Below are 11,831 nucleotides of genomic sequence, written 5' to 3' on the forward strand. Positions count from 1 at the left end.
CAATAGGGTCAGTGCGACGGACTCGCAAGTCATGATGTCATGGGATGAAACGTGCTGATCGTATGGACCCTGCGGGGCTCCAAAACCTCGGTTCGGACGGTGGCCTGAGCGTTCGCACGGTGGCGGCCGGGCCGGTGGATGTCGTCAGACGAAGGTGCGGTCCGGTCCGTGACGTAGGGCCACTATTCGCAGCCTTGGTCGACGATGGCACGTGGGATGCATGATGGTTGCGCGTCGGCGAGACACCCAGGTGCCGTCGCAGCGCTGGGGAATGACGGGAGGGTCAGCGCCAGGGCGTGGTCCGCGAGAGCCTCATCCGCCACAACCTCGGTAACGAGGTTGAGCTCCAGCGCCCGAGCGGCGTCGTGAGCACGACCAGTCCAACCCCGCTGCCGGCACCCGGCCACTATGTCGGTCACGATGTCGGTCACGTTCTCGAGGCCGCCGAGCACGATCCCGCCCGCCTGAAGACCCGGCGCCCCGCCCCCCGCCGGGTACGGCAACGCCACCACCCGGGGTCCGACGGCGTCGAATGAGTGAACCTGGCGAGCACGGCGGGCGTCATCGACACTGCTGGCTCCAAGCCCGGCTGGGCGGCTACCGTGCATAAGAGCGTCCGGCCGCCAAGATCAGCGCTGGATCCATGACGACGCACGAGGACGGAGCTGCTTCGTGTCGGTTGATCTGCGTCAGGATCCCAAAGTGGTGGAGCTGGCGCGGTACCTCGGCCGGCAGCGCGGTCCCGGCGCTGGCCGCCGCCGGCCTGGAGGCGATCAGCAGTTGATCGGCCATGCGGTGACCAGATCTCCCTGCCAGGCGGGGAGCGAACAGGGAGCGTCAGGGTGACCGGCTCCCCCCGTCCCGTCGGGCTCGTCACCGGGGCATCGCGCGGGATCGGCCTGACGATCGCCCGGTCGCTCGCCGCGGCCGGCTATGACCTCACGATCTCCGCGCGGAACGCCGCCGGGCTCGCCGACGTTGCCGCGGAACTCTCGGCGGCCGGCGGCACGGTACGCCCTCACCGCGCCGACATGGCCGTCGAGCAGGACGTGACGGGCCTTGCCGCGGAACACGTCGAAGCCTACGACCGGCTCGACGTGCTGGTGATGTCAGCCGGTATCGGCTACGCCGCCGCCCTTGACACTGCGCCGCTGCACCGGTTCGACCGCCAGTTCGCGGTCAACGTCCGGGCGCCGTACGTGCTCGTCCAGGCGCTGTTGCCGGTGATGCGGACGACGGCCCGTGACCATCCCACCCGCGGTGTGAAGATCATAGCCCTGTCGTCGATCACGGGTGTGTACGCGGAGCCGGCGCTGGCGGCCTACGGAGCAACGAAGGCCGCGCTCGCCTCGCTGTGTCGGTCGATCAACGCGGAGGTCTCCGGCGCGGGAGTGTCGGCCACCGCGATCTGCCCCGGCTACGTCCACACTGACATGACGGCCTGGATGCACGAGCAGCTCGACCCCACTTCCATGATCGCAACGGCGGACATCGCCGAACTCGTCATGTCGGTCACCCGACTGTCCGCGCACGCGGTCGTCCCGGAGATCGTCGTGACCCGGCCGGGGGAGCAGCTCCACCGGGCCTGACCGGCGCGCACGGTCATCGGATGGTCGGTCTCGCAGTGGATAAAAGTGTAATTTACCCCTAAGAGCGACCGGCAATAGGGACGCGGCGTCGCGGGGCTGGGGCACGCACCTCGCCTCGTTGTCGTCAGTCGACACCCACAACCAGGGTGCCTCCCTCCTCCGCCTCGCGATGCACGCACCCCAGCCCCGCTCCTTCATCCACGCCCCTACTGCCGGGCGCTCTAAATCGGGATTCTGGAATCTCGCAGAAGCATGGAAGCATCTTGACGCATCAAATCGAAGACATCATGATGCCTTACATGCGGACCACCCTGACTCTCGATGATGATGTTGCCCGGCTGGTCGAGGAGGCCGTCCATCGCGAACATCGCCCGATGAAGCAGATCGTCAACGATGCGCTGCGACGCGCCTTGGCGCCACGCGTCGCTCGGCAGGAGCCGTACCACCTGACGCCGCACGAGTCGGCTGTGCGGCCGGGCTTCGATCCGTCCGGGTTCAACCGGCTGGCCGACGAGCTGGAAGACCAGGCGATCCTCGACAACGCACAGCGCGGCTCATGATCGTCCCTGACGTCAACCTGCTGCTCTACGCGGTGATCTCCGGCTTCCCGCAACACCCTCGCGCGCACGCGTGGTGGGAGCAAACAATCAACAGCACGGCCCGCGTCGGCCTGACCCAGCCCGCTGTGTTCGGCTTCCTGCGGATTGCCACACATGCTCGGGTACTCCAGTCGCCGCTGGCCGTCAACGACGCCGTCGAATACGTGCACGGCTGGCTCGAGCAACCCAACGTCGACCTTCTCGTGCCAGGTCCTGAACACCTGCGCATCGCACTCGAGCTCCTCAAAGAGATCGGCACCGCGGGAAATCTGACCACCGATGTCCAACTGGCCGCCTATGCCATCGAGCACCAGGGCGAGATGCACTCCAACGACACCGACTTCGCCAGGTTTCCCAACCTGAAATGGATCAACCCCCTCCAGTAACTCACCCGGCAACCGATCCGTTTCTCTGTCGGCAGTCAATGCCGACGGCGGTGCGAGACCCACGAAGTGGGGCGACAGCTCGACGTACACCACCAACCGGGACGGCAGCCCGCTTGGCCGGGGTCTGACCAGGGGGACGGTGACATGCCGCGGCTGGCGCCCTAGGCATACTGGCGGCTGTGGAGGGATCGCGGGTGCTGGTCGTGGAGGACGACCCGGCGTTGCGCGGCGTCCTGGCCCGCGGTCTGCGTGAGCAGGGCGCGGTCGTGACCGCGGTGGCCGACGGGTCGTCCGCTCTGTCACGGTTCACCGACGACAGCGGTTTCGACGTGGTCGTGATGGACGTGGGCCTGCCGGATTCCGATGGCCGGGACGTGTGCCAGGCCCTGCGGGCGCGTGGTGTGTACGTCCCGGTGCTGTTCCTCACCGCGCGGGGGAATGTCACCGACCTCGTTTCGGGTTTCGCGGCCGGCGGTGACGAGTACGTTGCGAAGCCGTTCCACTTCGCTGAGCTCGTGGCCCGGTTGGGGGGGCTGCTGAAGCGGGCCCGGTCCTCGCCGGTCTCGGTGCCTGACGGCCTGCGCCTGGACCCGCGCGGCCATGCACTGGCCGCCGCGACCACAAGCGTGCGCCTGACCCCGACGGAGTACCGGGTCCTTGCCCGGTTGATGGCGTCGCCCGGCGTGGTGGTGAGACGGCGGGAGCTGGTGGGCGCAGGTTGGCCCGAAGGGGCGATCGTCCACGACAACACCCTGGACCAGTATGTCGCGAAGCTTCGCCGCAAGCTGGCGCTGGTGGACGGTTCACAGGCGATCACAACCGTCCATGGCATCGGGTACCAGTTCACGTGAGAAGGCCCTCGACGCTGCGGGGCCGGATCGCGGCGGTGGCGGTCGTGGCCACCGCAGGCTGGCTCGCGGTGCTGACCCTGGCGTTCAATGCCGCGCTCGGTGCGCAGCTGCGGCAGCAGGCCGACACCGTGCTACGGACCCGGGCAGAGGCTGTCGCCAGCACCGTCGAGATCGTCACCAGCGGTGCGGTCTCCGTCCATGACGTACGTGACGACACCGCGATCGATACCGGGACGTGGATCTTCGCGGGTGGCCGGCCGGTGGAGCAGCCACCCGGCGGGGCCGCGTTACTGGGCCAGGCCAGCGCCCTGACCGGCATAGGCGAGCGGACGGTGACGACGGGTGACGCCTCCCCGGTCCGGCTGTTCGCACTACCGGTGACGTCGCAGGGTCAACAGGCGGCCACCGTCGTCGTCAGCCTGTCCCTGGCCCCCTACCGACAGACCGAGAAGATCGCCGTCGTCGGCAGCGTGCTGCTGGCCCTGCTGCTGCTCGGCGGCGTGTACCTGGTGGTACAGGTCAGCACCGACCGGGCGTTGCGCCCGGTCGAGGAGATGACCGAGCAGGCAGGCCGGTGGAGCGCGGATGCCGCCGACCACCGGTTTGGAGCCGCGCCCCGACCGGCCGAACTCGACCGGCTCGCCGCGACGCTCGACGGTCTCCTGGACCGGGTCAGCGCGGTTCTGCGCCACGAGCAGGCCTTCAGCGACCACCTGTCGCACGAGCTGCGCACCCCGCTGGCCGCCATGGTCGCCGAGATCAGCCTGCTGCAGAGCCGGCCGCGCGACGCGGCCGAGTTCGACCGGGCGCTACCCCCGATCGCCGACGCGGCGAACCGGATGACGGTCATCCTCGACACCCTCATGGCCGCCGCCCGCACGAGCGCCGGTGGACTGCCCGACCGGTGCGACGTCGGCGAGGTGGTGCACGGCCTTGCCGAGCGGTGGAGCGCCCCGCCAGAGCTGGTGGTGTCGGTACCCGCCGGCACGCTCACGGGAATGGATGCCGGCCTACTCGAGCGGATGTTGTCGCCGGTTCTGGACAACGCCCGCCGCTACGCACACACCCAGGTACACGTGGTGGCACGGGTCGTCGCCGGCCAGGTCCGCATCGACATCCGCGACGACGGGCCCGGGCTCGGCGCCGACACGGCGGCGCACCTGTTCGAGCCGGGCTGGCGCGCGGACCCACACGACGGCCACGATGGGGCGGGGCTCGGACTGGCGCTGGTCCACCGCCTCGCGGCCGCTGCCGGCGGCAGCGTACGGGCCTTCGACGGCGGGCCCGGCGCGACTGTCGGGTCCGGCGCGACTGTCGGGTCCGGCGCGACTGTCGGGTCCGGCGCGACTGTCGAACTGTCGCTGCCCGGGGCGTGACACGCCGCTGACCGCCGACGTGGTCAGGATTTGTTCAGGCCTCCTGGGCCACCGTGGCAGCATGACGACTCCCACGCGCCTCGCGGTGCCCAGCCACCGCTCCCCGGCATCGTTGCGGGGCCGGCCGATGCTCAGCAAAGTTCCAGAAGTCACCGTCTACTTCTGGATCATCAAAGTGCTCTGTACGACCGTCGGTGAATCGGCCGCCGACTTTCTCAACGTCAACCTGAACCTTGGCCTGACCGGCACGTCCGTCATCACCGGCGTCCTGCTCGTCGTCGCTCTGATCGTCCAGTTCCGCGCGGATCGGTACGTACCGAGCAGGTACTGGCTGACGGTGGCGCTCGTCAGCGTCTTCGGCACATTGGTGACCGACAACCTCACGGACAGCGTCGGCGTGCCACTCGAAACAAGCACCCTGATCTTCGGCGTTCTTCTTGTTCTCGCCTTCCTCGCGTGGTATCTGACCGAGAAGACGCTCTCCATTCATTCCATCCTGACCAGACGACGAGAAGCGTTCTACTGGCTGACGATTCTCGTCACCTTCGCGCTCGGCACGGCAACCGGCGATCTCATGGCCGAGGTGCTGGGGATCGGCTACCTGATGACGGGAGTCATCGTGGTATCGCTGATCGCCGTCCTTGCGATTGGGTGGCGATTCGGACTCAACCCGGTTCTCTCCTTCTGGATCATCTACATCATGACCCGCCCGCTTGGAGCGTCGATCGGCGACTACCTCTCTCAGTCACCGAGCGAGGGCGGACTCGGTCTGGGTGCGACGGTAACGAGCCTCATCTTTACGGTCGGCATTCTCGGCATCGTCGCTTATTTCTCGCTGACGAAAGCCGATGTCATCGCGAGTGCGCCTGCCCTCGACCCTGACGAGGCCATGGAACGAGGAGGCCTGTGGCAAACCGTCCTCGTCGTGGCGCTTATCCTCGTCGCCGCAGGGACAGGATACTCCGTACGCAAGTCCGCGCTTCAAAATGACACGTCAGACTCGGGTACCGTCGCGCAGTCGGTCCCCGCTGGAAGCCAGCCGTCAGGAGAGGCGATTCCCGGCGGAAGCCAGGGGGCCCAGGCGATACCCGGCGGAAGCCAGGGAGCGCAGGCGATACCCGGCGGAAGCCAGCCAGTGCAGGTCTCGCCCCTCGGCGACCTCTCGAAGTTCCGAAAAATCACACAGGACACGCTGGATCTCCTGAACTCCGGCAACCAGTCTGGTGCCACGGCCCGCATCGCCGATCTCGAAACCGAGTGGGACAAGGGCGAGGCGCGTCTGAAACCGAAGGACAAAGCTACCTGGACCAAGATCGATGGAAAAATCGATACGGTGCTGCGCGCGCTCCGGGCAACGAGCCCCAACCCGGACGGAGAGAAGACCGCGCTAAGCGCATTGCTCACGACACTCGGCTGAGCCTTTCCGTGTGACGATTCATCGCAGTAATGCGTTCAACACGACGCCGGCCAGTTCCGGGCGGCAGACGAGCAGGTCCGGTAGGTAGGGGTTGGGTTGGTTGTAGTGCAGGGGTGAGCCGTCGAGCCTGGAGACGTGCAGCCCGGCGGCCGCGGCGACGGCGACGGGCGCACATGAGTCCCACTCGTACTGCCCACCGGAGTGGGCGTAGACGTCGGCCTGTCCACGGATGACGGCCATCGCCTTCGCGCCCGCCGAGCCCATCGGGACCAGCGTCGCGTCCAGGCATGCGACGAAGTGGTCGACCCAGGCCGGCGGGCGCGTCCGGGAGACGGCGAGACGGATCGGGCCAGGCGACGCCGGCGCGACGGTCAACGGCGATCCGGTGTGCAGCACGAGGTCGGCGCCGGGCAGCGCGACCGCTCCGACCGTGGGACGTCCGTGCACGGCGAGCGCGACGTGGACCGCCCAGTCCGCCCGCGGCGGCTCGCCGTACTCGCGCGTCCCGTCGAGCGGATCGATGATCCAGACACGGTCCCGGGTGAGGCGGACGGCGTCGTCCGCCGCTTCCTCGGACAGGACGGCGTCGTCGGGACGTGCTTCGGCCAGCAGCCGCAGCAGCAGCTCGTTCGAGCGCCGGTCCCCCACGGCGCCACCCTGCGCGCGGATGTCGAGCAGGAGAGCCCCGGCCCGGGACGCGAGCGTGGCGGCGAGGGTGTGGTCGTCCATGACGTCGGCGGTGAGGAGGTCGTTGGTCGCGTGCGCCATCAGAAGTGCTCCTCCTCCTTATTCCTTCGCCATCGGGCTTTTCCTTCACCATCGGGCCGGACGAGTCGTAGTCGATCACCCGGCCCTGGCGCTCCGAGCTGGTCAGCAGGTAGCAGCCCAGCGTCCGGAAGCGGACCCGCTTCAGTAATGTGCTGATCACATGCTTAGCATCGCGCCGCCGACCGGTCAAGCGCGCACGCAACGTCAGCAAGCGCCCCCGCTGGACGCCACAAAGGCGGGCATCAAACCCGCCCTCGTGCACTTCTACTTCCGCACGATGGACGATCTGTTCCTGGCCGTGTTCCGACGCGGCGCGCAGGCGAAGCTTGGAGCGCCCGGCAACAAAACAGACTCTTAGCGGTCGGCGCCGGACGTTCGTCCAACGAGGGGTCCCCGGCCAGCGCGAAGCGGTGGACGGGGTACGTGCCGGCGCCAGGCGGCGCCTCGCGACGCATCCACCCCAACCCCACTCCTTGATCCGCATTCCATGCGGTGCGACGAGTGGAAGGAAGACGTCAGAAGGCGCCCGTTTTCGGGCGGAAAATGTATGTCAACCATCCACTCGTGCCGGGCCGGCTACCCACCAAGATATTGCTGCCACCGCGGCCACACAGCCGCGCCCCGCCCACTACCCGAACTTGTAACGGTTTCCATTATCAGCTAGATTTGGTGAAAATGGATCCCGGTACGGATAGTGCATCCGGTTGACAGCCAGCGAGGAGATCATGGTCATGGAAGGTGCGGCTGCGGTACCGCGTCGGTGGACCCTGCGCCTGGGCGTGGTGGCCGCATGTGCGGTGGTGGGGGCCGTCGCGGCATGCGGGACATCCTCGCCGGGTGGTACCGGGGACAGCGCCGCCGGTGGCAGTGCCGCTGGTAGGAAGATTACGGTTGTGGCGGCCGAGAACTTCTGGGGCAGCATCGCCGCTCAGCTCGGCGGTGCGCGGGTGACGGTCACCAGCATCATCGACAACCCGGACGCCGATCCGCATGACTACGAGCCGACGCCTGCCGACGGCCGGGCGATCGCCGGTGCGCGGCTGTTCATCGACAACGGTGTCGGCTACGACCCGTGGGCGGCCAAACTGGTGGCGGCCAACCCGACAGATGGACGGACGGTACTGACCGTCGGTGACCTGGTCGGTGCGACGGACGGGGACAACCCGCACCGCTGGTACAACCCGGGGGACGTCGCCAAGGTGATCGACACGGTCACCGCGGACTACAAGAAGATCGACCCGGCGGACGCGGGCTACTTCGACCAACAGCGGACGTCCTTCACCGCCACTACGCTGAAGCCGTACACCGACGTCATTGCGACGATCAAGACGACCTACGGCGGGACACCGGTCGGCGCGTCGGAGAGCATCTTCGCGATGCTGACCCCCGCCCTCGGACTGGACCTGCTGACCCCACCGGCGTTCCTGCGCGCGATCTCGGAGGGCACCGATCCGACCGCCGCGGACAAGGCCACCATCGACGACCAGATCAAGGGCAAGAAGATCAAAGTTTACGTGTACAACAGCCAGAACGCGACCCCGGACGTCCAACGTCAGGTCGAAGAGGCGAAGGCGGCCGATATCCCGGTGACCACCATCACCGAGACACTCACCCCAGCCGGCACGTCCTTCCAGGACTGGCAGGTCGCCCAGCTGGAAGGCCTGCGTGCCGCGCTGGCCCAGGCCACCGGAAAATGACAGGAACGGCGACGGCGACGGCGGTGTTCCGGGACGCCGCGGTCCGCCTCGGTGGGCGGGTGGTGTGGAGCGGCGTCAACGTCGAGGCGGCGGCCGGGGAGTTCGTCGCGATCCTCGGCCCCAACGGTGTGGGCAAGTCCACCCTGCTCAAGGCGACGCTCGGGCTGCTGCCGCTGTCCGCGGGGCAGGCGGTGGTACTGGGCCGGCCACCCGGGCAGGCCCGGGCCGAGATCGGGTACCTGCCGCAGCGACGCAGCTTCGATCCGTCGGTGCGGATCCGCGGGCTGGACGTGGTCCGCCTCGGGTTGGACGGCCACCGGTGGGGCCTGCCCGTGCCCGGCGGACGTCGCGGCCGGGCAGCCAGGGGACGGGTCGCCGAGCTGGTCGAGTTGGTCGGCGCCGCCGGCTACGCCCACCAGCCGATCGGGCGGCTGTCCGGCGGGGAGCAGCAGCGGCTGCTGATCGCTCAGGCGCTCGCCCGCGGGCCCCGGCTCCTGCTTCTCGATGAGCCGCTGGACAGCCTTGACCTGTACAACGCCGGTGCGGTCGCGGCCCTCATCCGCGACATCTGCCAGACGGGGGTGACAGTGCTGATGGTCGCCCACGACGTCAACCCGATTCTCTCCAGTCTTGACCGGGTCATCTACCTCGCCGGTGGCGGTTCGGTGTCGGGAACACCCACTGACGTGATCACCAGTGGGACGTTGAGCCGGCTCTACCACACCCCCATCGAGGTGCTGACCACCTCGGATGGACGGCTCGTGGTCGTCGGCCAGCCCGAAGCGCCCGCGGTGCATGTCGACCGCCACAGTGGGACCGGCCGGATATGATCGTCGCCGCAACGACTGAGGCCGGCCTCTCGTGGGACCTGGCCGATGGCATCCGGGCGATGTTCGCCTACCCGTTCATGGTGAACGCGTTCCGGGCCGGAACCGTCGTGGCGGTGACCGCCGGGGTGATCGGCTGGTTCATGATCCTGCGCCGTCAGACGTTCGCCGGCCACGCCCTGGCCATGGCCGGCTTTCCAGGTGCGGCCGGGGCGATCTGGCTCGGCGTCGGCGCGACCTACGGCTATTTCGCCTTCTGCCTCACCGCGGCGCTGGCCGTCGCGGCCATCCCGGCGGCGGGCGGGGGCGGGGGCAGCGCCGGGGGCAGCGCCGGGCGGTCCGAGGAGTCGGCCGCCGTCGGCACCGTCCAGGCGTTCGCCCTCGCCTGCGGGTTCCTGTTCGTCAGCCTCTACCAGGGATTCCTCGGTGGGGTGAACGCACTGCTGTTCGGCAGCTTCCTGGGGATCACCGGCGGGATGGTCCGCACCCTGGCCGTGCTCGCCCTCGTCGTCCTGGTCATGCTGGCGGTCATCGGACGTCCGTTGCTGTTCGCTTCGCTCGACCCGGCGGTGGCCACTGCCGCCGGGGTGCCGGTGCGGGGCCTGTCGACGGCATTCCTGATCCTGCTCGGGACCGCCACCGCCGAGGTCAGCCAGATCACCGGCACCCTGCTGGTCTTCACCCTGCTGGTGATCCCGGCCGCGACCGCGCAGGTCCTCACCGCCCGGCCGGTGCTCAGCCTGACCCTCACGGTGCTCCTCGGGGTGCTGGTCACCTGGGCCGGGCTGACGGTGGCCTACTACTCGCCGTATCCGATCGGCTTTTTCATCACCAGTTTCTCCTTCGGTCTGTACCTCCTCGCCCGCCTGGCCGTCGGTGTCCACGACATGCTCGGCCGGGCCGCCCGCGGCCCCCGGATGGCGGGAGCACCGGCATGATCACGATGTTCGACCATCCGTTCATCCAGCATGCCTTCCTCGCCGGCACAGGGATCGCCGCGGCGGCGGGCCTCGTCGGCTACTTCCTGGTCCTGCGCGCGCAGGTGTTCACCGGTGACGCGCTGTCCCACGTGGCGTTCACCGGTGCGCTCGCCGCCCTGGCCACCGGCATCGACGCCCGCGTCGGCCTGTTTGCCGCCACCATCGCCGTCGGATGCGTACTCGGGGTGCTGGGCCGCCGTGGCCGGGCCGACGACGTCGTCATCGGCAGCGTGTTCGCCTGGGTACTCGGGCTCGGGGTGCTCTTCCTCACCCTGTACACGACCCGGCGCAGCACCGGCAACGGCACCGCCGGAGTGACCATCCTGTTCGGCTCGATCTTCGGGTTAGCAGCATCCCACGCCTGGGAGGCGGCCGTGGTCGGGGCGGCCATCTGCGTCGCCACGGTCGCGATCGGACGTCCGCTGCTGTTCGCGAGCCTGGACGAGGCGGTCGCCACCGCCCAGGGTGTTCCCGTCCGCCTCCTCGGCATCGGCTTCCTCGGCCTCGTCGGGGCGACCACGGCCGAGGCGACCCAGGCCGTCGGCGCACTGCTGCTACTCGGCCTGCTCGCCGCGCCCGCCGGCGCGGCCCACCGGCTCACCACCCGCCCCTACCACGGAATGCGGATCTCTGTCGGGCTCGCGGTCGCGGTGACGTGGGCCGGGCTGACGATGAGCTACCTCGCACCGCGGGTCCCGCCGAGCTTCGCCATCATCGCCGTCGCCACCGCCGTCTACACCGCCACCCTGGGCGCCACCTCGCTGACCGCACGCCGAGCGCACACGCTGCACCCAGACCCACCGCCGGCGGCCGGCGTCCCCCGCCAGGTGACGGTCAGCAGTTGACGAACCCGGGCTGCTGGTTGAGGAGCTGGCTCTCCGCGGAGACGAACCGGCGGTACTGTTCGCCGCCCACCGCGGCCGGGCGGAACACGGCCAGCCGGTGGCAGTTCTGGAATGCCAACGCCACCCCGAAACGCCGCTCCAGCGAGCTGCGGATCGCGGTACTTGCCATCGCCCGCAGCAACTGCCCCTGCGCTGCGTCGTCCGGTGGCGGCACCAGGTTGTCCGCGAAGTCGCGCCCGGCGGCCGGCAGCTCACCGGCGAGTCGTTCGACCAGCCCGTAGGCGTAGGGCAGCGACTCGCGCACACACGCCAGGAACGCCTCCTGGTCGACATGGCCGGCTTCGGCTTGGACGAGCAGATCCGGGGACACGGTCAAGGACATGACTGATCCTCCTGTCGCAGCGACACGCTGGAACATCGACTATCTCCGATTTGACAACCATTGTCAATATGGGCTGCAGTCGCGTGTTCATCCGGCCGGGCCCACCATGAGAGG

General features: G+C 68.8%; 13 protein-coding genes and 2 pseudogenes. 12 read left to right on the forward strand and 3 right to left on the reverse strand.

What is annotated here, in order from left to right:
- Positions 1-296: 296 nt before the first annotated feature.
- The 7 genes from U9979_RS18710 to U9979_RS18740 all read left to right on the forward strand — a co-directional run bounded on the left by U9979_RS18710 (position 297) and on the right by U9979_RS18740 (position 6,218).
- Positions 297-536: a hypothetical protein gene (locus tag U9979_RS18710; RefSeq protein ID WP_322780400.1), complete on the forward strand. Its 240-nt coding sequence runs from the start codon at positions 297-299 to the stop codon at positions 534-536.
- Between the two features lie 306 nt (positions 537-842).
- The gene (locus U9979_RS18715; RefSeq protein ID WP_322751575.1) at positions 843-1,589 is read left to right on the forward strand and encodes an SDR family oxidoreductase; all 747 of its coding nucleotides are present in this window, start codon (positions 843-845) and stop codon (positions 1,587-1,589) included.
- Positions 1,590-1,888: 299 nt separating this feature from the next.
- Positions 1,889-2,149, forward strand: coding sequence for a hypothetical protein (locus tag U9979_RS18720; RefSeq protein ID WP_322780401.1), 261 nt, complete (start codon positions 1,889-1,891; stop codon positions 2,147-2,149).
- Entirely contained in the window at positions 2,146-2,574 is a 429-nt protein-coding gene (locus U9979_RS18725) for a type II toxin-antitoxin system VapC family toxin (protein ID WP_322780402.1), read from the forward strand. Before U9979_RS18720 ends, U9979_RS18725 begins: the two co-directional genes overlap by 4 nt.
- A gap of 194 nt (positions 2,575-2,768) precedes the next feature.
- Positions 2,769-3,425 carry a response regulator transcription factor gene (locus tag U9979_RS18730; protein WP_322780403.1) on the forward strand — a complete coding sequence of 219 codons (657 nt, stop codon included), beginning with the start codon at positions 2,769-2,771 and terminating at the stop codon, positions 3,423-3,425.
- A complete protein-coding gene (locus tag U9979_RS18735) occupies positions 3,422-4,801 on the forward strand; it encodes a HAMP domain-containing sensor histidine kinase (RefSeq protein ID WP_322780404.1) in 1,380 nt (459 codons plus the stop codon). Before U9979_RS18730 ends, U9979_RS18735 begins: the two co-directional genes overlap by 4 nt.
- Before the next feature lie 61 nt (positions 4,802-4,862).
- Positions 4,863-6,218 carry a hypothetical protein gene (locus U9979_RS18740; RefSeq protein WP_322780405.1) on the forward strand — a complete coding sequence of 452 codons (1,356 nt, stop codon included), beginning with the start codon at positions 4,863-4,865 and terminating at the stop codon, positions 6,216-6,218.
- A gap of 18 nt (positions 6,219-6,236) precedes the next feature.
- On the opposite strand, the gene U9979_RS18745 is transcribed toward U9979_RS18740, so the two are convergent.
- Together U9979_RS18745 and U9979_RS25300 are read right to left on the reverse strand one after the other, a co-directional pair.
- A complete protein-coding gene (locus U9979_RS18745) occupies positions 6,237-6,947 on the reverse strand; it encodes a 3'(2'),5'-bisphosphate nucleotidase CysQ (protein WP_322780410.1) in 711 nt (236 codons plus the stop codon).
- A gap of 67 nt (positions 6,948-7,014) precedes the next feature.
- Positions 7,015-7,134, reverse strand: a pseudogene (locus tag U9979_RS25300) (sulfate adenylyltransferase small subunit); the annotation flags it as partial.
- A gap of 78 nt (positions 7,135-7,212) precedes the next feature.
- Here U9979_RS25300 and U9979_RS18750 point away from each other — a divergent pair.
- From U9979_RS18750 to U9979_RS18770, 5 genes and pseudogenes are all read left to right on the forward strand, one after another.
- Positions 7,213-7,314: pseudogene (locus tag U9979_RS18750) on the forward strand (TetR/AcrR family transcriptional regulator); the annotation flags it as partial.
- A 403-nt stretch (positions 7,315-7,717) separates the two neighbouring features.
- Positions 7,718-8,683 carry a metal ABC transporter solute-binding protein, Zn/Mn family gene (locus U9979_RS18755; RefSeq protein ID WP_416220252.1) on the forward strand — a complete coding sequence of 322 codons (966 nt, stop codon included), beginning with the start codon at positions 7,718-7,720 and terminating at the stop codon, positions 8,681-8,683.
- The gene (locus tag U9979_RS18760; protein WP_322780407.1) at positions 8,680-9,513 is read left to right on the forward strand and encodes an ABC transporter ATP-binding protein; all 834 of its coding nucleotides are present in this window, start codon (positions 8,680-8,682) and stop codon (positions 9,511-9,513) included. Before U9979_RS18755 ends, U9979_RS18760 begins: the two co-directional genes overlap by 4 nt.
- Positions 9,510-10,448 (forward strand): metal ABC transporter permease, encoded by a 939-nt coding sequence (locus tag U9979_RS18765; RefSeq protein ID WP_322780408.1) that lies wholly within the window; start codon positions 9,510-9,512, stop codon positions 10,446-10,448. Before U9979_RS18760 ends, U9979_RS18765 begins: the two co-directional genes overlap by 4 nt.
- Positions 10,445-11,335 (forward strand): metal ABC transporter permease, encoded by an 891-nt coding sequence (locus tag U9979_RS18770; protein WP_322780409.1) that lies wholly within the window; start codon positions 10,445-10,447, stop codon positions 11,333-11,335. The genes U9979_RS18765 and U9979_RS18770 overlap by 4 nt, the downstream gene beginning before the upstream one ends.
- Here the strand turns inward: U9979_RS18770 and U9979_RS18775 are convergent.
- On the reverse strand, positions 11,325-11,717 hold the full coding sequence (locus U9979_RS18775) for an SCO5389 family protein (protein WP_322751720.1): 393 nt from the start codon (positions 11,715-11,717) through the stop codon (positions 11,325-11,327). The genes U9979_RS18770 and U9979_RS18775 overlap by 11 nt on opposite strands.
- Positions 11,718-11,831: the final 114 nt, after the last annotated feature.

This window comes from Protofrankia sp. Cas4 (assembly GCF_963555915.1).
Lineage (GTDB): Bacteria > Actinomycetota > Actinomycetes > Frankiales > Frankiaceae > Protofrankia.